A 23,636-nucleotide genomic window follows, 5' to 3' on the forward strand; every position below is an offset into this window, starting at 1 on the left:
TTAGCTCATCTCTTATTCCTAAATCAGCATCAGCGAACGAGTCGGAAAGAATCTTGCAATGTATCACGGCTGTTCGATCCAACATGTACTTGGAACATTCCTTCGTCGCTTACCAAGCGAAGATCGGAATGGTGATATCTCAGCTGCTCCTCGGTTAAGTGGAATAAGATTTCCTTGCTTTCTCCTGATTCCAACTCAATCTGCACATAGTCCTTCAGCTCGCGCAGCGGACGAACAACCTCGCCCGATATGTCACGGATATACAGCTGTACCGTTTCCACACCTGCTCTCGCTCCTGTATTCGTAATCGTTATGCGGATTTCAAGCTTCTCCTCATCTGATATCTCGCTGCTGGTAAGCTCCAGATTGCTGTAGGCGAACGATGTATAGGACAGTCCGTAGCCGAACGGAAGCAGCGGCTCATTCGAGCAGTCGATATATTTCGAGACATAGCGTTCATCCGTCTTGCTCGGATTCAGCGGCCGTCCCGTATTGAAATGATTGTAATAAACCGGAACCTGTCCGACTGATTGCGGGAACGACATCGTAAGCCGCCCTGACGGATTCACCTTGCCGAGCAAGATGTCCGCAACGGCTGCTCCGCCTTCACTGCCAGGGAACCACGCTTCCAATACAGCATCTGCTGATTCGATGACGCCATGCAGATCGAGCGGCCGGCCATTAAACAAGACAGCAGCCATCGGCTTGCCAAGCGTCTTCAACTGCTTCACTAGATCAAGCTGCACTTCCGGCAGACGAAGATCCGTACGGGAGGCGCCTTCGCCGCTCATCGCGGATGCCTCGCCCAGCGCAAGCACAATGACATCCGCGGCAGCAGCCGTATTAAGCGCTTCCTTCAACTGAGACGCTGACATACATTCGATGCCGCATCCAGCCGCAATGCTTAGCTGCCCGCTTGGCAGCCGCTCCAACAAGGCATCGCCCAGCTTCACCGCATCCTCCTTCGCACCGACACAGGACCACCAGCCTAACACGTCCTCACTCTGAGCGAATGGCCCAATCAGCGCCACCTTGGTATTAGGCTGCAATGGCAGGATGCCGCTATTTTTCAGCAGAACGCAGGATTTAGCTGCCAGCTCGTAGGATGCCTTGCGATGCTCCGCGCAGAAAAGAATCTCACGCTCCCGTTCCGGATTCGCGCCGCGCAGTGGATTCTCGAACAGTCCCAGCTTATCCTTAAGGCGCAGAATGCGCAGCACCGCTTCATCGACAAGAGCCTCATCTACCTTGCCTTCGCGGATAAGTCCCGGCAAATGATGTACATAGCACGGCGTCATCATCTCGATGTCCACGCCCGCCCGTATAGCACGAAGTGCTGCCTCGCGATCATCCTCAGCCGCACCGTGAGCAATCATTTCCCGTATGGAAGCCCAGTCCGATATCACAATGCCACCGAAGCCCCATTCCTCACGCAGAATGCCGCGCAGCAGCTTTTCATTTCCTGTTGCTGGTATCCCGTCGACGGTATTGAAGGAGGACATGACCAACTCGCAGCCTTCGTCCAGCGCTGCCTTGTACGCAGGCAAGTAATATTCGCGCAAGGCTCTCTCCGACATATCAACCGTGTTGTACTCGCGGCCTCCTTCCGGTGCCCCATAAGCGGCAAAATGCTTCACACATGCGGCCAGCCGCTCCAAATCTCCCTTTATATCGCTGCCTTGATAACCGCGCACGAACGCCCGCGCGAATAAGCTGTTCAGATGCGGATCCTCGCCCGTCGTTTCCATCACTCTTCCCCAGCGCGGATCACGCACCAGATCGACCATTGGTGCGAACGTCACATGAATGCCCGAGACAGCCGACTCTCGTGCCGCGATTTCCGCACTCTGTTCTGCGAGCTCCGTATTCCACGAGCAGCCAATCGCGAGCGGAATCGGGAAAATGGTCTTGAAGCCGTGAACGACATCTGCCATGAACAGAAGCGGAATGCCGAGGCGGCTTTTCTTCAGATAATTCTGCTGCACATCGATTACCGCCTGCGCCCCGGACAAGCCAAGCACAGAGCCGCTCGCCGCAACCATCTGCTCCGTTATGCCCATTTCCTCCATTGGCCCCGTTACCTGCCCGTCGCTGTCCGAGCCTTCATGAAAATGTCCCGTAAGCTGCAGCAGCTGAGCAATTTTCTCTTCCAATGTCATCTGTAGTACAAGCGCTTGAAGTTGTTGATTATCCATAATAGTTCCTCCACGGTTCGAATTTCTCGTTTGAACGATCAATTGACTTGTCATCATTCGAAGGGATTTCATTTTCATTTCCTAAAGTAGTGATTCTCCTTCCTCAGGGACTTGCGCAAATACTTGACTCCGTTATACATACACCAAGGTGCAGCGAATCATCGGTTGTGCAAATTCCTCATTGAGAAGAATAATGTTGTGAAATAGGAACCCGGCAGCAGCAAGCCGTTTGCAACAGTTGGCATACCGGGTTCTTTTTAAACAAATCGTACCTATTTCAAATTGTTCAGCTCATCCAACACCGGCTGAACGAGCGACATTTTGCTCTCCACCCACTTCTTCCAGTTCGATTCCAGATCACCACTCTGCAAAATGAGATTCGTATACTCCGTCTCGTAATCGAATGTTGCCTGGTTCTTCACCTTGGAATCGTGCAATTGAACCGTCCAGTCGTAAGCAGCCAGCTTGCCGCCCTCTTTGCCCAGTTTCGCCTTGTTCTGATAATGAAGAACGGCGCGTTCGCGATATTCCTTCTTAATCGCCGGGTTAATGATGCTGAAATCATCTCCCAACAAATACAATCCTTCAAAGCGGCTTGGATACTTATCCTCAAGCGATGTCCCTTCCGGCAGCAGGCTTGCCAGCTCCTTGTTGTCGCCGTATTTCCAGTCCTTTCCCTCAAAGCCCATGTTCAAGAGCATTTGTCCTTCTTTGCTAGTCGAATAATCCAATAAGTCCATAACCCGTTCAAACTTCTCTTTGCTGATGTTCGGCGAGAAAATAAGCGCCGACCAGAAATTCACCTGCTCCAAATTGCGATATTTGCCGTCGTCGCCGAGCACGATTGCGGTATGAACAAGATCATCGCTGTTCACGCCCAGGTTCTTCTTCATAGCCTTATCCACGTCTTGTCTGTAGGAAGCCAGACCGCCAAGGCTGGTAACTGCCGCAACTCCTTTAACGCGGAAGTTGTCGCTGCCCTCGCTGTTTTTCCATGTATAGAACTCAGGATTCAGCAATCCTTCCTTGTACGCCTGCTGCATCAGCTTCAAACCGGCAAGCGTTTCTGGATCCGCTGCTCCCCAGTGATATTTTCCGTCCTCTCCTTTATAGAAGGCAGACTCCACACGGGAATGCTCGCTGTTCGGCATAATGATGTTCGTCAATGCATCTCCTGCGTTGTAGGAAAGAGGCACCAGATTCGCACCGACCTTGCCCGGATCCTTCTCCTTCACCAGCTTGGCATACGTCATTAATTCAGTTGTTGTATACACATCCTTCAATTCGAAGCCAACAGCCTGTGCCCAGTCCTTGCGCAGGGCAATAACGCCGATTTGGTTGACGAGTGGATCAGCAGGCTTGTTCTCGTAGTACACTGGACGCGGCAGAATATACGTGCCGCCCTTCAGCTCTTCCAGCTTCTCGCCAAGCCCAGTCAGCTTGTAGGCAGCAGCTACGTTCGGCCAGCGCTCCTTCCAATCATCCGGGAACTTGTACAGAAGTCCTTGGTCAATATAGTTCATCGCGTCGCCGTGAATGTAGTTCCATGTAGCTACGTCAGGCAGATCGCCGGAGCTGACCCACAACCGCAGCTTCTCCGCCCATGAATCCCATTCGATGAAATTGTAGTCCCACTCTAGATTGAACTTATCCATCCAGAACTTATGGAACTCATTGTTTAATTGTCCGTCCTTCAGATTAATGGTGCTTGCCACGGAAATGTTGAGTTTGTCCTTGTAACTTCCGTCTGCATCCTTCTCGTTGCCTCCTTGCGCTCCCTCCTTCGAGCATGCCGTAGCCAGCAGCGTTACCAGACATAGCGAGAGGAGAAGAATTGATCTTACCGACAGCTTTTTGTCTGCTTTCATGTTTTGTCGCCCCTTGTTTTTTGGATAATAGATTTTTGATGCATACATGCATACTGAATATTGCCTTCATACCATCATGCAAAAAAAACAAAAATCTATGTGTATCATCAGGTCTTAATAGCCCCTGTCAACACCCCTTTAGCGAAATGTTTCTGAAGCAGAGGGAAGAAGCACATGATAGGCACCATCGTGACGAACACCGCAGCCATCTTCATCCCCGTTGAAAAAGCTTGCTTGCCGACAGCATCTACGCTTGACGCATTGGATGCGTTCGTCGACGATTCTACAATAATGGTGCGAAGCACATTCTGCAGTGGAAGCTGATCTGCCTTGCGCAGGAAGATCATCGCATCATACCAGCTGTTCCAATACCCGACACCATAGAACAGCGTAATGGTCGCCATAATGGGAGCAGCCAGCGGCAGCACGACGGAGAACATAATTCTCCATTCGCCCGCACCATCCAAGCGTGCGGACTCCATCAGCGATTCCGGAAGGCTGTAGAAATAGTTCATCATTAATATCATGTTGAAGGCGCTGAAGCTGCCAGCAAAAATGACAGACCATAATGTCCCTGTCAGATGCAGGGATTTCATGATCAAGTACAGCGGAACAATACCGCCGTTGAAGATCATCGTGAACAGAACAAGGAAAAAGATGATCCGCTTGCCCGGAAACTTGCTTCTACTAAGTCCGTAGGCCATGCTGCTAGTCAGGAACAGGCTTAGAGGCAAACCGACAATTAGCAGCTTGAAGGTGTTCCAGTATCCCATAAGAATGCTTCCGTCCGTGAAAAGCGCCTTGTAAGAGGCCAGCGTTGGATTTTTCGGGAACAGCATGAACGGATTGTCGGCGTACTCCTTCGGCGTCGAGAATGAAATCATAATGACGTTCCAGAACGGAATGAGAATCAACAGTGCAATACCAAGTAGAATGACAAATAAGATATAGTCGAGAGCAGTCATCTTCTCTCTGCGGAACGATGACCGTCGTGCAGTTTTCTTGCTCATTGTTGCATCCCCCCTTATCGGAATAGCCCGTCTCCGCCCAGCATTTTCGCTACTCGATCGGCAGCAAGCAGCAGGATCATATTCACCAGAGATCGGAACAAGCTGACCGCCGTTGAGAACGAGAAGTCAGTCGAAGATTGGAAGGTGATCCGGTAAATGTACACATCCAACACCTCAGACACATTTTTCGTAGCTGCATTTGCCAAGTTGAAAATTTGATCAAAGCCCGATGACATCAGTCCACCTACGGACAGAATGAACATGACCGTGACGGTAGGCATAATGTTGGGCAACGTAATGCGAAACACCTGCTGTATCCGTGATGCCCCATCAATTTGGGCAGATTCGAATTGATCCTGATCGATACCCGAAATAGCGGCCAAGTAAATAATGGCTCCCCAACCGGCGGACTTCCAGATATCCGTAAGCAGCAGCATCGGAACGAATGTGCTCTCTGACCCAAGAAAATTAATCGTTGGCAAGCCAAGCAGCGTCAGCGTGCTGTTCAAGAGTCCATCGTAGGCTAATACGTTAATCACGATCCCTGAGACGATAATCCACGACAAGAAATGGGGAAACGTCAGTATGGTTTGAAATACCTTTTTCGCACGCTTCATTCGAAGCTCGTTAAGCATGAGCGCCAGCAGGATCGGAAATGGAAATTGTATGACCAGCTTAATGATGTTGATGTACAGCGTCCGCCACAGCGCATCGAGGAAGGCAGGATCACGGAACACGTACTTAAAATTTTCAAACCCGACCCATGGACTGCCCCAAATGCCCAAGTTCGCCTTATAATCCTTGAAGGCAAGCGATAAGCCGCCCATTGGCAAATACGCAAATAATAGTAGCCAGATCAGCCCAGGAAGGAGCAGCGTATATACCATTCGATGCTTCCATATTTCACTGAACAGCGCTCCCAGCTTTGAACGACTCTTCAGCTTGCCGTCTGGCCCCTGCAAGGCTGCAGATTTCACATTGCATTTCCCCTCTCAGATAGCTACTTGTTGTCAAAAAGAAAGTCAAACGCTGTCCTCAAATGCTTCTCCCAAAATACCCAGTCATGGGTGCCTGAATCTTCAACATAGCGGAAATGGAACCCGGATGAGGAAGCGGCATTCATGTGCACAGCAAATGCTCGATTCATTTCGATGAAAGGATCTTCCGAACCGCAGCAGCACAGAATGGACGGTATCGCACTTCCCGCTTCCATCCTCTTGGCAGCCAGCGCATATAGATCCTGCTCGGGCTTCACGAGTAAATCCATGCCAAACACCGCCTGCATCTCTCTCACCATTCCTTGGGGCATATCGGGATCGCGAAGTCGGCGCTGCATATCGGTCACTCCGGACAACGATACTGCCTTGGCGTATCGCTCGGGATAGGTAAGTGCACATTTCAATGCGCCATATCCCCCCATCGACAAGCCCGCAACGTATGTATGCTCTGGCTCGACATTCAACTGGAGCAGCTTGCTGCACAAATCGGGAAGCTCTTCGGTAATGAATGTAAAGTAGTCGAGTCCATACGCCATGTCTGTGTAATAACTGCGATTAGCCTCTGGCATAATTACCGTGCAATTGTGACGCTGCGCATATTGCTCAATCGTCGTCAGCCGCTGCCATGTGCTCGCATTATCACCAGCACCATGCAGCAAATAGAGCGTACTGCTTGGCGGAGTTTGCGATTCCAAGGGATAAATCACGTGAATGCTCGTGTTCATTCGCAAAACGTTCGACCCAGTTTCTATCGTTACATGCGCCATATGTAATCCCTTTCATTTTTGGATTTTTGAAATATAGTTCTGACTGCTAATAGATCATCAAACATCGACCGTTTTACATGTTCATTCGCTACTGTAATCCAGCTTTTCGTCTGCAACTAAGTGAAAATCACTCGCTGAAAACACATGATTGCGTAATGTAAGCAACTCTTTCGAATCGTTTCGACACAATCATAGATCTATGTTCCTGAATCTGTCAATGCTTTTTTTATACAATCGAACAAAGGGGTAAAATTTGAATACTCTTAATTGGCAATTACCCATTTTTTGAGATATAAAATAAAAAGAAAGCGATTACTATAGACTCATTGACAACGCACTAGAACCAATGACATACTTGAAATATAGATTTCATCATACGTAATTGAAACGTTTCTATTCAATAGTGACGCATGATTTCATGATTTTCATGAAGAGATTTGGATCACATTTCTACATCGATCATCCCTGACATATACAACAAGCGTTTTGGCGAAACGAAATGTGCTCGAATTGTAATGCACGCGAAATGGTTTGGACGGGTATAGGAACATACCACTCATATTGAGAAAGGAGTAATGGAGATGATAGAAACCTCAAGCCTGACCGAATTCGTGAATCGAATTAAGGCTGAACAATTGCAGGTCACCTCTGTGCGGGTTCGTCAGGGCAGGAAATTGATCGGAAAGTGGGATCAGAACGAAGACAGTCGGCGGTTGCAGCACTCGATCAGCAAATCGTTTACATGCATGGCCGTCGGTCTCGCCATTGAAGAAGGCAAGTTGACCCTGGACACAACGCTAGGAGATATGTTCCCGCAGTACGCTCATATGCACACGGAGCCCAATCCCCTGCTTCACCCCGCAGGCATCAAGCTGGGCGAACTGCTTCGCATGTCTTCCGGTCATGACTCTCCCCCTCTCTGGGCAGAGGAACGAGCTTCACTGCAGGAAACGGATTGGATCCGCTATTACATGTCTCTGCCTCTGGATAGAGTGCCAGGCGAGCGGTTCACATACAGCAGCGGAGATACCTTCATGATCTCGGCAATGGTGCAGGCAGCCGTCGGACTAACGGTGCACGACTACTTGCGTCCAAGGCTGTTCGTGCCCCTTGGGATTACAGAAGAGACATGGGATTCCTCGCCGCTTGGCGTAACGCTGGGCTGTGCCGGGCTGGCACTTACGAACGAAGAACTGAGCCGCTTCGGCCAGCTGCTTCTGCAGCAAGGAATGTGGAACGGGGTACAATTGATCCCTGCCGATTGGATTCAGCTTGCAACGAGCAAGCAGATCGGCAATGAAGGCAGCCGTGACTGGTGTCAAGGCTACGGCTATCAATTCTGGATGTGCTCCCACAATGCCTATCGGGCGGATGGCGCGCATGGACAGTTCTGTATTGTCATGCCCGATAAGGATGTCGTGATCGCCATCAATAGTCAGGAAGATCGGCTGCAGGATATTTTGGATGCGGTGTGGTCAAAGATTTGGCCGATATTGTAGCAAGTTGCATTTACATAAAGAAGCTCCCGCAAACGAGTATATTCGTTCGTGGGAGCTTTGCTATATACCAAGATTTCTTCGATAAAACTGTAGGTTGTCCTTTGTCCAATTAATTAGATACTGTTGCTTCGCTTACGTTCTCCGCCTTATTTTTGCGTGTGAACAAGCGCTTCATCCAGTTCGAGAAATCATCCAAATACGTGTACATAACTGGCACCAGCAGCAGCGTAAAGATCGTCGAACAGGACAGACCGAATATTACGACAACCGCCAATGGCGCTTGCATTTCCGCGCCTTCCCCGATGCCGAGCGCAAGCGGCAGCAAGCCGAGCACTGTCGTTAACGTCGTCATGAAGATCGGACGAATCCGGCTCGGCGCACCTTGCATGATGGCCTCATGGCGATCCAATCCGCTGCGGCGTTGGATATTGATGTAATCCACCAATATAATCGCGTTGTTGACAACGATACCCGCGAGCATAATGACACCGATAATCGCCGTAACGCTCAGTGGTGTGCCTGTAAGGAACAATCCGCCAATAACCCCAATGAACGTCGTCGGCATCGCGAACATAATAATGAACGGATACAGCAGCGATTCGAATTGAACCGCCATGACGACATAGACGAGGAAGATAGAGAATACGAGTGCAATTCCAAGATCCCCGAATGCTTCCACCATATCTTCACTCGCTCCGCCCATGGAGTATGAATACCCATCTGGGAAATTCATTTTCTTCAGCGATTGTTCAATGTCCTTCGATATGCTGCCCAGGTCTCTGCCCGCAATATCAGCCGTAACGTTAATTTGACGCTGCTGATTCTCGCGCTGAATCATGACAGGCCCTTGGAGCTGATTGAACTTCGCAACAGCAGACAGTGGAATTAACTGGCCATTCTGCGATTGAATCGTTAAGGCATTCAATGCAGCGATACTGTTGCGTTCTTCCTCCGGCATTATGACTCTCACATTATATTCATTGCCGTCTTCCCGATATTGGGTAGCCATCTGCCCATTCATAGCAAGCGAAATCTCGCTCAAAATTTGCTGATAGGAGATGCCGTAGGAAGCGGCCAAGCTGCGATCGACAGTAATGTTCAGCTCCGCATTGCCTTCCGCTGCGGAAGACTCTGCATTGTATACCCCTTGTACGTCAGAGATCATCCACACCACTTGATTCGCAACTTCCTCCAATACCTGTTGGTCCTGGCCATTCAGCTTGATGTGAATTGGAGCTCCTGCACTAAAGCCTGACTCCTGTGCAGATACGGTAATGTCTGCGCCTGCAATATTTCCTGTCGCATCCGTTAATTTCTGCATTAGTTCCTTGGTCTTGATATCCCGCTCCGAAGCGCGAACCAGTTGAATGGTGAACGTAGCGGAATTGGTTCCGCCTCCGCCGAAACCTCCACCGCCGCCAATCGATTGCGAGGCCGTCTCAATGATGCCCTCATAAGGCTTGAGCAGGGATGCCACTTCGTCAGCGGTCTTCTTCGTCTCTTCCAGACTTGTACCGCTTGGCGTCTGAACCTTGATCTGAATTTGCCCTTGATCCCCGCCAGGCATGAATTCCATGCCGATGAACGGTACGAGGAAGAAGCTCCCTACAAGTAAAGCAATCGTGGCAAACACCGTCGTTTTACGATGTCCGAGCGCCCATTTCAATATCTTTTTGTATCCTGCAACAAACCCGCCGAAGAAGCGCATATACCAGCCCTTCTTCTCCTGCTGCATAATCTTCTTCTCGGATACGATTTTCGACGCCAGCATCGGAATGAGCGTAATCGCCACAACAAGCGATGCAATAAGCGAGAAGCAGACCGTCAGTGCAAGCGGACGGAAGATATCGGCAGTCAAGCCTTGAATGAACACGATCGGCAGGAACACGACGAGTGTTGTCATTGTTGAGGCGATAACTGCAGAAGCGAGCTCAGATGCCCCCTTCACGGCCGCCTCCTTCATGGACATGCCCTGCTGTCTGTAGGTAAATATATTTTCCAATATAACGATAGAGTTATCGACCATCATCCCGATGCCGAGCGCAAGCCCGCCCATCGAAATGATATTGAGCGTCTGCCCCGTGAAATACATGAGCGTAAACGTCGAAATAATCGCAATCGGCATGGAGAGCGCGATAACGAAAGTCGAGCGTACGCTACGCAAGAAGAGAAGCAGGATCACGACGGCCAATGCGCCGCCGCTCATCATATTGCCGATGACGCTGTCGATCGATTGACGAATGAAGGTCGACGTATCGGACACTTTCTTCAATTCAATACCTTGCGGCAATACATCCTTCATCTTCGCGAGTCCCTTGTCGATGTTATCCGCAACCGCTACGGTATTCGCATCCGATTGCTTCTGTACCGACAGAACGAGGGCAGGGCTGCCATCTACTAACGTCAGCGAGGTTTGCTTCTTGAACGTATCCTTGACGACAGCTACATCACTAACTTGTATTTGTCCCCCACGCGGCAAATGAATGATAGACTGCTTGATGTCATCTACGGAACCGTATTCGCCCTTCACTCGGATTTGCAGATCCTGCACACCTTTCGGTACAGAGCCCGCTGCCTGAGATTTATTTTCTGCGTTGATCGCCTGCACCACTTGAGATGGCGTAATGCCGTACCGCGACAGGCTTGCACGATTCAGCTCAACGAGTATTTCGCGTGTTTTGCCCCCAGCAACAGAGACTGATGCAACTCCACGTTCTCGTTCCAAGGATGGAATGATGGTCTTGTCCGCAAATTCTTGAAGCTTCTCTGGAGATGCGCCCGTCAAGCCAAGCGTAATGATCGGCATCTGGTTCGGGTCGAACCGAAGCACGGTCGGATCATTGGCATCATCAGGAAGCATCCCCTTCACTTGATCGACCTTCTCCCGGACATCGATCAGGGCGTTGTCCATATTCGTGCCGGTCTTGAATTGGAGCATGACCAGCGAGGAATTCGCCTGTGACTGAGACGACAGCGTGTCAATCCCTTGAATCGTGCTCAGAGAAGACTCCAGCGGTCTGGAGATCAGCTTCTCAATTTCCTCTGGAGCCGCCCCTTGATAGGAGGTCGCGACCACAGCAATCGGCACATCGATTTTCGGGAAAAGGTCGATTGCAAGACTGCGCAGACTGAACAAGCCCAGTGCTAGAATCGCCAGCACGAGCATCATTACGCCGATAGGACGCTTAACGGAGACGTCGATTACTTTCACGTTAGCGTGCCCCCTCGACAATTTTGACTTTATTGCCGCTTGTCAGTGTCAGCTGTCCTTTGACAACAACCTGGTCATTCGGTTTAAGATTGCCCTTCACCGCCGTCAGCTTGGATTGCGCCTCAAGCACCTCTACCGCTTCCTCGACAGCTTGTCCATCGCGAATAACGAATACGTGCGAAGCACCATTCTTCTCGACGATCGCTTCTGTCGGCACGAGCAAGGCATCCTTCAGCACTTGCTGATCAACCAAGAACTTGGCCGTCATGCCCGGCTTAATCTCCTCCTTCTTGTTCTCTGCCTGTGTTTCCAGTGCGTAAAATCCAGATTCGTTCGCCACAGGAGACAAGAATGTAATGTGCGCATTCATGGTTTTGCCGAGATCCGGCAGCTCCACCTTGACTTCCTTCCGATTTTGCAGAAGCAGCATCTGATTAGCGCTCACATTTGCCGTGAACTTGATCGGGTTGGTTGACACGATCGTGAACAACGGCGAAGTGCCTGCAGCAATCTCGCCTTGCTCGGCCGCTACACGCACCACCTGACCACTGATCGGCGCCTTGATGGATGCGTCTGCTTTACGATTGCTCGCTTGCTGAATACGGAGCTCGGCCTGTTCGATACTGCGCTTCGCCTGATCCAATTCAAGTTCAGACGCCTGTGCATTATGCAGCGTTTTATATTGATCCTGCGCCTGTTCCAAGCCCAGCTGCTCCAAGCGGAGCTGAATGTCGAGATCGTCTGCCTTCACACTTGCCAGAGTCTCGCCTTTGCTGACGGTGTCACCCTTCTTCACGTTTACTCGGCTCAGTTCGCCGCTCAGCTTCGGCATCACCTCGACAGATCGGCTTGCACTCGCTGTCCCAATCATCTCATTGGTCTGATTCAAAGCCCCCTTCTGCACGGCCGCTACCTGCACAGGCGTCTCCTTCTCCTGTGCTCCCTGCATTGGCTGTTCTGCCTCCGGACTTCCGCATCCTGTTGCGGCTCCGAGCATAAGCAGAATGCTCCCCATAATCAGCCAACGTCTTCTCACTGCCATAATTGTCCCACTCCCCTTTTGTCTATCATGTATGAAATAATCCCCCTAGCATTTCAGCGCAGCCTACTTACTAAAGTTCTAGTTATATGGTTTAGACGTAAAATATCAGCTGCTCCCCTTATGATAACACGATAATGAACCACGGGTCATTCCGTAGAGTGGATAAAGATGTGAAGATTGCGTGATGTTGATAAGAACATTAGAAACATATTTTTCAAGCCCAAAAATATGTTTGAAATTGAACGCCGTAACATTCGGCACTGGGTGGGGATAAAAAAGACCTCAAGGACAACAGTCCTCAAGGTCTTTCACTTATTGAAAGACAATATGAAACAAGAATGCTTTTTTGTTGTCAGTTGAAGAGAGCAGGTAGTATTCGAATGAGTTCCCTTTATCTTCCCTTACATAGAATGTTGATTTATATTCAATAAATCTTACTAAAGCAGCAAAAATGGTTTTTGAAGCATTTAAGTTGAACTCTTTTAGCTTAATTACAATATTATACTGACCTTCGTTAAACTTAATAGAAGAGTCTGCAATATTATCTTGCCTCTCAAAAAAATCAGTTGTCTCTGACCAAATTCCTATTTCATATTCAGTATTTAAGGTTTTTGAGAGTTCTAGCAAAACGTCCTTATTCATTCCTAATTATCAACTCCATGCATCATTTTTTTGATTTTGGGATATACATCCCCCCCTCGGCAGGGGAATGAACAGAGACAATGCCTCCACTTTCGTTGGTTACAATCTTATTTCCACGGGAGTCTTCCCAAGTTTTCCGCCCTTTTTCATCAATCCTACTTGTTCTATTCTTTTTGTTGTTATTGATAATGTTATCGATCGCTTGAGGAGTAAATCCTCTTTCGTTTGCACGTTGAGCGCCATGTTCACTAAATGAATGACCTCCGGGAGTCTTGTCTCCTGTTTTAATACAATTGGTATTATGCCCAAATGCCCAAATCCGTCACATAATACGTGTGATAGTTCGCAACCGTAAAGTTATAAACCATAACTGGCTCAACTAGCTTAACGAACTCAACCTTATCAATCGTCAAGTTGCTTCCGTCAGCCTTTTGAAGCTTATCGCCTATTTGGAGTTCATCCGCAAAGCCCCACCCTTTTCCTTCTGCCCAGAACGGATGGTTGTCGGTCGTCGGTCGTGCCATAATCATAATCGTGACGGCCCTATTCGCTTCAACCTTACCTTCGACGACAATCTTTGCACGGACTTGTTGAAGCAATATCATACGCGGATTATGAGGGTTAATTTCTAATAGGGCATGTCTCCCGATTCATTCGACACTGGGCAGGGGAAAATAAAGACCATGAAGGAACGTTTCCCCATGGTCTTAATAAGTTTAGTGCTTTTCCACAAACAACCCCATCTGCTCAATCGACGGTATTATTGAATCAATTGATTTTGAAGTGTGAATTCCCATCAAATAATCATATCCTATAAACACCTTCATCCTTCTGGGATAATAAACCTCTGCACCAATATCTTCACGTAAAAGTAATCTGCAAAACAAATCTATTTTCTTATTATCTAACTTATCCCTATCCTTAACATGCAAATAGGTTTCTAAAACATCTTTTGAATAAAGTTCTTGGATTTTTTTTCTAATACCTTGAAATGTATCATATGAAAAACTGCGTCTAACATCATTAATCGTTAAATAAGGAATCCTCATGTAATCCATAATTAAATGTATTGCATTAATATAGCAATCTTCAATTTCCTTGTATTTGTCGACTGTCAGCATTTCTCCTTCAAAAGACTTGCCAATATCACCAATTCCAATCCAATCTTCCTTCAAATATCGCCTTTTTTCATCACGAAAATCAGGATTATATTTTGTTATCTCGTATTTGTACAATTTAATCACCTACTCGATTCAAATTAGCATCATACGTTCCCATTCTCGTATCTCTGCTATTAAGCCGTTCTGGTGTCGTTGCCTGCTTCCAAACACCACCATTATGCGGCCCCAAACCGTTACCACTGCCAATATCTTGACTGATATATGTTTTAGTTTTTTTGTTATAAAAAATTTTTTCTTTGGTCTTTGCAGTAAGCTTAGTTGGTTCGAATCCTAATTTCTTGGCAGCATTTGTGGCCTGCTTCGTTGTCATCCTTACCCATCCACATTTTGTATTATGAACCCATATCCCTAAATCCGTTACATAATACGTATGATAGTCCGCAACCGTAAAGTTATATACCATCACTGGCTCGTCCAGTAAGACAAACTCTACTCTATCAATCGTCAGATTACTTCCATCAGCCTTTTGGAGTTTATCCCCCACCTTAAGCTCATCTGCGAAGATCCATCCCTTACCTTCCACCCAAAACGGATGGTTGTCGGTCGTCTCGATGAGGAGATCACCAATGTATAGCTTTATTATATCATTACGGTAATTCGTATAGAGTGCTGTGACTTCCTTATAAGCCAATTCTCCATTTGCATCAAACTCAGACTTAGCAAGAACCTTATCTCCGACTTCAATGTCTTCGATATTTTTCTCTCCATCGTCTGTTTGAACCTTGGTTCCAGCGGTAAAACAATTGCAACCACTGTTTTTTCCTACTTTCACACTCGGCTTATTTTTAGCACTGAATTTTGGAAGGCCTTTTGTTGATAGCGAATTATTGGTTACCGTAGCAAACATATATTCCGCATCTGTTAAAGGAAGCTCAAGTTTCATTTGATTAAATTCCGCTTTACTGTAAATCTCCCAAAAAGTCTGTCTGTTTTGTTCCTTTGGTGATAGATATTCAATTTGCGCCTTGTTATTATAAAAACCTTTTACAACCCCGGCTGACATATAAGGCAATATATATGCCATGACAATTCTGTCATCCATATAATAATCAGCATTACTTTGATCAGCACATTGACCTGTATGAGCATATTTCCCGTCAACTGAGACGCAATAGTTCCCAGATGGATCAGAATAAATCAACGGATTGTTCTCAACATACGAATACCGATTCATGCTTAACGGATTCGTAAGATTCCCAGCATACGTATCTTCCGACATGAAGCGGCCTTGGCTCGGATCATACCAGCGTGCTCTTAAATATTGCAAGCCTGTCTCCGAGTCCCAATACTCTCCGGAATAGCGGAAGATGTTCGGTACTTGCTCCTTCTCCGTGTCCGGATTGCCCCAGATGTCATACGTATACGTGTTCAATTCCTTGCCTGCACTATCCAGTAGCGCTACGACGTCGCCATGTCCATTAAAACGATAGTATTGAAGCTCCTTGGACTTCATTTCTTGGCGCGCCCACAGCTTGCCTTGCACATCATAGATGTATGCATATGCGATGCTTGGCTTGCCATCTGTTCCTACTTCCGCTTCTGCAACTAGATTTGCAGATGCATCATAGTAATAGCGAGTCCGCTTCTCTTTTGTTGCCCGCTCATACAGCAGTCCATCCCCGCTATAAGCGTAATTAACTTCCTTTCCATTGCCCCCTTTTACTTGAGTAAGACGGTTAAGCAAGTCAAAGGAATATGATGCATTCTTCATGCCTGACACAGTCTTGTTGACTAATCCAGTCCGGTTACCAATTACGTCATACGTATACGTATCATCTGTATTCTGATCCTTAACGCTTAGTATCCGGTTCAAAGCATCATAAGTGAACTCACTGACTTGATTTCCTGATGTTATGCCCGTAATATTTTTGTTCACGTCATACTGATAATTAAATTTTTGGTCACTTGGTGCGCCATTATTCGATAATCCTGTTAGATCATATCCATTGAATGAATAATCAGTGCTTAACCCTTTGCCATTTGCTTGGCGCTTCATTTGCTGGTTCGGACTATACTCGAAGGTGAATCGATCCAGTGGTGTATTTGCCGCAGCATTCAACCCTTTACTGTTTGCATTCCCACCGTATACCTGAAGCTCCGACACTTGATTCATTTCATTTAATTGTCCTTGAACACGCATGACTTGCTTATCCGCGCCTGTTAACGTATATCCAGTATGTTGCTGCGAGTTCCGTTCATAATCCAATTTCGTACCGTCTGGATAAGAAATGCCAATCAGCATACCGTCATCCGCATCATATTTGTAGCCGGTTACCCCATGACGATCCTTCATCGCAGTAATGCTGCCATTGGAATCATAACTATACTCTACGGTTTCATCTGCTGTTTTCATGGTCTTCAGCAAATTATTTTGATCGTACGAGTATTCGGTGGCTTGACCAGCTTTGTTGACGAATTTTTTCAAATTATTGCTTTCGTCGTAGTAGAATTTCTCAGTGCCTCCCGATCTTGTATATTTCGTAAGACGCCCGAGTTCGTCATAATTAAGCAGATCCCGCATGTTGTTTGAAGACGAAACTTCCTTCAGAAAACCACCCTGGCTATAAGCATAGGAGGTTAATCTCCCATCTTGATCCTCAACGCTTCTCAATCTGCCGAGCACATCGTAGCCAAATTTCACTTGTTTTCCCTTGGCATCTTCATTGTTCAAAACATTACCTGCGAGATTATAAGTCAGCTTGCTCGTAATGTTATAACCATTTCCCGTATTTTCTTCCATAGCGCTCACTCGCCATAGTGAATCATACGTTTCACGAACCTCATACCCTGCCGCATCCGTATACGTTAACTTACGATTAATTAGATCATAATCTATGCGATCTTTCGTTTGATCCGCATATTGCGTTTCTAGCAGGCGACTAAATGCATCGTAGCGGAATTGTGTCTTATTGTCTTCCGCATCAGATTGTGAGATCAAGTTTCCTCGTTCATCATAAGTATATTTGTAACGAGCCTGACCATTTTGCTCCTCTGCCAGCATGCCTACAGGATTATATCTTTGTACTGTCATGATTCCATCCGGAGCCGTCGTGGCTACCTCATTATTTGAATCGTCATAGACATTACGAATCGAGGTACCGTCTGGATAGATCAACTGCAGCATACGTCCTAAGCGATCATATTGGTACTGTTCCGCAATACCGCGACCATCAACCACCTTGTTCAGCTGACCCGTCGGCAAGTATTCGAATCTCGTCGTAATCATATTCTTGCTTCCATCTGCATCGGTTACATTCAACCCTCGACTTGTAACGAGTGATTTCCCGTATGGAGATTCATAACCGAAGGACGTAATGATTAGGCGGCCATCATCATACACGATGCTCGTTGACACGTTCCCGATTGAATCGTATCTATATTCGGACGAAGCAATTGCTTTGTTGGACGAAGCACCTTCATGAACAGAATGATTTGTAACGCTTCCTTTATCATCGTACTTGAGTACAGTTACACGATTCTGATTCAATGCAGGTAAAATCTTCGTTAGAACCTGGCTAGGTCTTGACCAATAATACGGCGTTGAGCCTGTCTGATATTGAATTGTCGATTCTTGCCCTGTGCTAAGCTTCTCAGACAACAGCAATCCCTTATCATCATAGCTGTACGATATGGACTCAGCATTCGTCGATGCTCCATTCTGAGAAGTCGTTTCTTCAATTCGAAGAGGCAGATTATGCTTGGCGGCCATATCATAAGTCATCGAGCGATCCATCTCTGTTGTTCCATCGCTTATCTGAACCCGCTCCATAACATGCAAGTCTGGCTGATTTGGAGAGGCATACACTTTTTTAATTCGATATTGCTCCGTTAACTGTTCTGAGTTTACCTTCGTCGTCCAAGATGCGTCCTTCCCGAAGCTTTCTAAATCTTCATTCGAGTACTCCAGTTTAATAGGATGTAACTTCACGTCTCCTTCCATCGAAGCATAAGAATCCTCTCGGCTCCGAACTTTGTACACAAATTCAGAAGCGTATGCTCCGATCTGTTTACGCTTAGCTACATAGTCAATCGTCGTAAACGCAGATGAAGGATGAACAATTCGAGTTAACATGGCATATTCGTTCATCCCTTGATTATCTATATCATTCACGAGATCCGGTAAAAAGTTAAATCTAGATTCCGGGAAGTAATATATATACTTGGTGCTGCGACCAGCCGGATCGACGACCTGGTTCAATACCGTGCGGCCTTCCTCTTGACTTTTGTTATATGTGTATTTCCGTTCCGTCCCTGATTGTTGAACCATAACCTGATTCGTACTATATGTAAAAATCAGCTTATTTCCATCATTATTCGAAATCGATGACAATACTTTAATGCCATCATTCGTGTTATATGCAAATTCTACTTTATTACCGTAATTATCCTTAATCAGAATCAAGTATCCGTTCGCATCCAGAAAATAATCATATCCGTTCAATACAGAGAGCTTATAGGCACTTGGGATGCCTGATACTGACTGGCTGGAATCCACCTTAACAAGCACATTTTTTAGCCCATACCCTAATAAACTCAAATCTGTACCTAATAGATAGGTTCCAATTCCCGGAACGTACAAGTACTTATTTCCGTTATCCGTTTGTAGATAAGGCAGATCCCATCTCCAACCACGACCTAATGCGGAGCTAGCCTCTTCTCTTCGCACTTTCACAGCATTACGATACTGCCCCGATTGCGCATCCTTTTCCACACCCATTTCCTGGCTTGCTAATGCGCTATCATATTTCCGAACGAGAGCAAAAGGGATCGTACCTGGTAATATGATATCTACCGATTGAACGTACAAATCACCGGTCGTAGTAGAAATCGAATCTTGACCATAGCCAATTTCATACGAAGAAGTTTCATTTCTTAGTTTATGATGCTGCAACGCAGGTTCATCATAGGATGCAGAAGCAAAAGCAGGTTGCCCTGCTTCTACTTCTACCGACAGTTGTTGAGGTGTCTTTGAATATTCTTCCTTAGGTTCTTCTCCTGTATCCCAGAGGATGGGTTCAGTAACAGAAGCGTTCTTAAGGATTTCATCCGCACTTCCTCTACCCTGCTTTTGATCCAGCAATGCCTGATAAATGTTGTACAATGAATGGCCGGAAGCAATCTGTTTATAGAGCCATTCCTCTGTAACTTGAAATTGCTCTAGTACCCATTTAATTGTAATAGGCTTAACAGATTCACTTGCCCGTAGCTGTCTATTATTGTTTTGTTCCGCCTCTGCATAGACGTTCGTTATTGGAAAGCCAGGCAGAACAATCGCTATACATAACAGAATCGCTAAACATTTCTTAAACATCTGCAAAATCCTTTCCTATTCAAATTCAAGAACTTATTTTTACTATTTAAATGGATAAACCTTTTTCGTTCTCTTGATCAGATTCCCTCTGGCATCGTATTCGAATTGAATTTCATCACCTGTATAGAGTGTTATTTTGCTTAATGTGTTATTTCCATAGTTGTATTGGTAAGTTGTTTTAGGCAGCAAGTACAAGGATGCTGCAACAAGAACAACATCTAGCCCTTTGCCTTTCTCTTCTTCCAAAGTCAAATAGTAGACTTGATTAATTGTCAGTTCATATTCTAGTACTGTGTAGTCTTCCCCGTGCACTTGCTTTACTTCTTTGGAGGCCTTAATTGGTTTCGTCAGTGACTCATCTGCATATAGTGTGATGACAGGCTGCAGCTCAAATGGTTCTTTTTCTTTCGTCACAAACCGAACCACTCCGGTACGTAACGCTTTATACTTGTAGTAGCCGGTTTGATTTAGCTGTTTAATCACCGTTTTCTGTACGTTATTTAGTAATTCCTCAAATACGACATCCCCTCTAGAAATCGTAAAGGCTCGATATGGCGCTCCGAACTTGACTGGTGAATTGGAAGTCACTGTAATCCGAACATTGCCTCCACCAGGAACTTCTGCACTCGTTTCTGCTTGAGTGCCTTGCTTATGAATGCTTCCATCTGCCTTATAAGCAACATAATCATAGAATTTCGCATTCGCCTTCGATGCATCGGTTACGACGTGAGCTGTCGAATACGTCTTGTTCTGGAACATGACTTGCTGATTCAACTCGAGCACTCTCTTAAGCAGAGCTGGTTCTCTGCTCGGAGTCGCGATAATCTTGTCATTCTCCTTGAAGAGAACAGGAAGTTCGGAGGTCCCTGTAATCACAACCGTGCCACCAGCAGGTATAGTCACATTGCCTACATGCTCCAATTGAGCGCTTAGTGGAATATTTTGAACATCATATACTGCGTAATCATAGTGACGACCTACATCTGACGGTGCCAAATTTTCAAGCAATACGGACTGGTTGTGTTGGTTTACGAGTACGTAGCTCTCATCTTTGTTTACTTTGAACGATTTCCCTGGCGTAACAGTTTCTCCTCCTTGGAAGGAAGTATATACACCTGCAAAGGTAATCGGCTCGGCACTTACAGTTGTAACCACTACGTTGCATCCTGCAGGAATACTTAATGTACCGACATATCGATCACTCATTTTCTGAATATGACCGTCAGGTCCCGTTAGAATATAAGCGTATTCATACTGCAGTCCTCCCGGGAGAGAAAATAACGTTTCCGTAGAGTCGCTTATATTTGTAAAAGAATAACTATTCCCTTTTGCTACTAAAGCACGGAGCATAGCAGGATGAGCTGACTTTTCAACAGAGATGCCGTCATTGTACCGAAGTACCACAGGTGCAGATGATGTGACGGTTACAATCATTTTTCCAGATACCGATGTTGTGAAGCTACTTGTTGAGTCCGGCGTTTTACTCGCCACTTTTCCCATTGCATCGTATACTACTGTATCTATTGACCCATGTTCAGAAGTGACATCTTTTCTGATAACCATTCCTGATGGACCCTTATTTAAGAATGCGTAAGATTCATTCTTATTTATCGTAATTTGTTGATACGTGCCGCTAGCGTTTTCTTGACCCTTAAACACCGTGTAAATTCCGATAAAGGTTACAGGTGCCTCAGACACTGTCGTCACTACGATTCGATCGCCCGCTGCAACTGATTGGCTGTAAGAGGTGCTTAATCCACTACTGCTTTCAGTACCATCTGCACGATAAATAACATAATCAAATTTTCCACTCGTAGAGATGGTTGCATCATTATTCAGCGTTCTTGTTTTCGTGCTTACATTCGTGAATTCATAGCTTTTCCCTTGCGTAAGTGTGACACGCAGATGAGATGGATCGGAACTTTGCTGAATAGTAATAGTATCGGCGTACTCAAAAGTAATTGGCTCGAGAGACTGAGAAGTCACAATCGCATAGCCTCCCGCCGGGATATACGTTGCAACTTTCGAATTAATCCCATTGCCGTGAATGTTCCCGTCTGCTTCATATACAACATAATCAAATGACCCTTTTACCTTAGGGGCATCATTTCGAACAGATTGCATTCGTGAACCATTATTATGAAATACATAGGATTCACCTTGATTCACCGTAATGCGCTGGATTGCCTCACCTGGGTTCTCCTGCTCAGCGAATATGCGATATGGGCCACCAAACGTGATAGGTATATCCGTTACATTGGTAACTATGATTGTATGGCCTGCAGGCACATTCGGTTTACTATATGAATTTTTCCCTCTCGACCGTTCGGTTCCATCTGGATAGTAAATGACATAATCAAATCTTCCTCCAGAATAGGTAGAGTCACTGCGTAGATAGGCTGGGCCCTCGCTTCTGTTCGTGAACTCATGAGTCTGCCCTTGTGTTAATGTTGCACGAACATAAGCTGGTTCTCCGGTATATTCCATTGAAAAATCATCCGTATATTCAAAGGTTACTGGTATGTCCGTTTGAACCGTGACAATTGTCGATGCTCCTGATGATATACCCGGCTGCTTCTTGGAGTTCATCTCATCATATAGACGCGCTCCATCCGCTCTGTAAGTTACATAATCAAATGTTCCTCCAAGCTTAACCGCATCATTATGCAGTGAGTGGCTCTTGCTACTATTATTTGAAATGATATAGGACTCACCTCGGCTTACTGTGATACGATGAATTGCTTCATCAGAATCGCTGCCCTCGAACGCTCGATAAGGTGCGCCTATCGTAGTAGGGTTATCGCTAACTAATGTTATAACGATCTTATAGCCCGATTGAACACTCGGCTCACTGCTGCTGTTCGATCTATGGGTGTGTTCTGTTCCGTCCGGCTTATAAATTACATAATCAAATCGGTGTTTGCTTGGATTTTCAAATTGAATGATTTCCGTTTTCGTACTTAGATTGGTCAGTTCATAGCTTTCACCAGGGTTCAAATCAATGCGTAAATAAGCAGGCTCATCACTCACTTCTCCATCTGCGATTCGGTAAGGAAATCCTATCGTCACAGGGTTCGAAGTTACTCCTGTAATAATTAACTCCTCGTCATTAGAAATCTGTGGTTTGCCTACAGAGTAGTAGGCCCCACTAACCCTCTTGCCATCAGCATTGTACACAGAATAGTCATAGCGCCGCTCTTGACTTGAAGATACGTTGCTCGCGATTGATTTTGACCCGTTCGGGCCAACATTAAGGAGGCGGTAGCTTTCCCCTTTCTGTAGGGTAAATCTTAATAAAGCAGGTTCAGATGTTATGGAGTAAGTAGCATCGTCGCGAATCTTCACCGTCATCGGATTAGATTCAGTTGGTATACTGATAACTACTGTCTCATCCGTATCAAAATTTATGACTCCCGTACGATCCATGCCCTTCCGCTTGGCATCACCCTTTTTTCCATATACAACATAATCATAAAAGATGCCTTTGGATTGACTTGCATCTGTATAAATCGTACGAGTAGTCGATGAGACATCAAACGAGAATTCATACGACTCTCCTGGATTGATAACGAATTCCGTATACTCTGCGGCCATCATCACCCTATCTCCGTATACATTTTCTGTAACAGGTATAGTTGGAACATCAGATTCAATATCTTCCGGCAATGGAGCATTAACCTCTTCCTCCTCTAGGTCAAGCGCTAACACTTGTCCCGTTCCCGGAATACTTATCGCTATAGCGATAGCAAGAACACACTTTATTAGCTTCTTATAAATCATCTTATTCTCCTTTTCATTCAAATTCTAGAATTTAACATTCACTATTCTTTAACAGTTCCATAATAAGGAATATTAATAGGGGAAAAGTCCCTTTTTTAATCCCTAAAATCAGGAATATCATCTACTATTTTA

The 23,636-nt window shown here is 46.1% G+C and carries 13 protein-coding genes; 1 reads left to right on the forward strand and 12 read right to left on the reverse strand.

Features of this window, described 5'->3' with window-relative positions; genetic code table 11:
- Positions 1 to 29: 29 nt before the first annotated feature.
- The 5 genes from BLS15_RS00115 to BLS15_RS00135 all read right to left on the reverse strand — a co-directional run bounded on the left by BLS15_RS00115 (position 30) and on the right by BLS15_RS00135 (position 6,838).
- A complete protein-coding gene (locus BLS15_RS00115; protein WP_028531902.1) occupies positions 30 to 2,195 on the reverse strand; it encodes a glycoside hydrolase family 3 N-terminal domain-containing protein in 2,166 nt (721 codons plus the stop codon).
- Positions 2,196 to 2,467: 272 nt separating this feature from the next.
- Positions 2,468 to 4,063 carry an extracellular solute-binding protein gene (locus BLS15_RS00120; protein ID WP_090509270.1) on the reverse strand — a complete coding sequence of 532 codons (1,596 nt, stop codon included), beginning with the start codon at positions 4,061 to 4,063 and terminating at the stop codon, positions 2,468 to 2,470.
- A gap of 107 nt (positions 4,064 to 4,170) precedes the next feature.
- Entirely contained in the window at positions 4,171 to 5,073 is a 903-nt protein-coding gene (locus BLS15_RS00125; protein WP_021252592.1) for a carbohydrate ABC transporter permease, read from the reverse strand.
- 14 nt (positions 5,074 to 5,087) lie between these two features.
- Complete coding sequence (locus tag BLS15_RS00130) at positions 5,088 to 6,050, reverse strand: ABC transporter permease (RefSeq protein ID WP_021252593.1); 963 nt, start codon at positions 6,048 to 6,050, stop codon at positions 5,088 to 5,090.
- 23 nt (positions 6,051 to 6,073) lie between these two features.
- The gene (locus BLS15_RS00135; protein WP_021252594.1) at positions 6,074 to 6,838 is read right to left on the reverse strand and encodes an alpha/beta hydrolase; all 765 of its coding nucleotides are present in this window, start codon (positions 6,836 to 6,838) and stop codon (positions 6,074 to 6,076) included.
- A gap of 581 nt (positions 6,839 to 7,419) precedes the next feature.
- Between BLS15_RS00135 and BLS15_RS00140 the strand changes: the two genes are divergently transcribed.
- Positions 7,420 to 8,337 (forward strand): serine hydrolase domain-containing protein, encoded by a 918-nt coding sequence (locus tag BLS15_RS00140; RefSeq protein WP_090509273.1) that lies wholly within the window; start codon positions 7,420 to 7,422, stop codon positions 8,335 to 8,337.
- 109 nt (positions 8,338 to 8,446) lie between these two features.
- On the opposite strand, the gene BLS15_RS00145 is transcribed toward BLS15_RS00140, so the two are convergent.
- The 7 genes from BLS15_RS00145 to BLS15_RS00175 all read right to left on the reverse strand — a co-directional run bounded on the left by BLS15_RS00145 (position 8,447) and on the right by BLS15_RS00175 (position 23,504).
- Complete coding sequence (locus BLS15_RS00145; RefSeq protein WP_090509276.1) at positions 8,447 to 11,548, reverse strand: efflux RND transporter permease subunit; 3,102 nt, start codon at positions 11,546 to 11,548, stop codon at positions 8,447 to 8,449.
- Position 11,549: 1 nt separating this feature from the next.
- The gene (locus tag BLS15_RS00150) at positions 11,550 to 12,590 is read right to left on the reverse strand and encodes an efflux RND transporter periplasmic adaptor subunit (protein WP_090509278.1); all 1,041 of its coding nucleotides are present in this window, start codon (positions 12,588 to 12,590) and stop codon (positions 11,550 to 11,552) included.
- A 312-nt stretch (positions 12,591 to 12,902) separates the two neighbouring features.
- Positions 12,903 to 13,232, reverse strand: a complete 330-nt coding sequence (locus BLS15_RS00155) for a hypothetical protein (protein ID WP_021252598.1) — start codon at positions 13,230 to 13,232, stop codon at positions 12,903 to 12,905.
- 299 nt (positions 13,233 to 13,531) lie between these two features.
- Positions 13,532 to 13,837 carry a polymorphic toxin-type HINT domain-containing protein gene (locus BLS15_RS00160; protein ID WP_090509281.1) on the reverse strand — a complete coding sequence of 102 codons (306 nt, stop codon included), beginning with the start codon at positions 13,835 to 13,837 and terminating at the stop codon, positions 13,532 to 13,534.
- 111 nt (positions 13,838 to 13,948) lie between these two features.
- On the reverse strand, positions 13,949 to 14,467 hold the full coding sequence (locus tag BLS15_RS00165; protein ID WP_090509282.1) for a hypothetical protein: 519 nt from the start codon (positions 14,465 to 14,467) through the stop codon (positions 13,949 to 13,951).
- 1 nt (position 14,468) lies between these two features.
- A complete protein-coding gene (locus tag BLS15_RS00170; protein ID WP_090509287.1) occupies positions 14,469 to 19,724 on the reverse strand; it encodes a polymorphic toxin-type HINT domain-containing protein in 5,256 nt (1,751 codons plus the stop codon).
- 42 nt (positions 19,725 to 19,766) lie between these two features.
- A complete protein-coding gene (locus tag BLS15_RS00175; RefSeq protein ID WP_021253961.1) occupies positions 19,767 to 23,504 on the reverse strand; it encodes a hypothetical protein in 3,738 nt (1,245 codons plus the stop codon).
- Positions 23,505 to 23,636 lie beyond the last annotated feature (132 nt).

Source organism: Paenibacillus sp. cl6col (assembly GCF_900102125.1).
Taxonomy (GTDB): Bacteria; Bacillota; Bacilli; order Paenibacillales; family Paenibacillaceae; genus Paenibacillus_B; species Paenibacillus_B suaedae.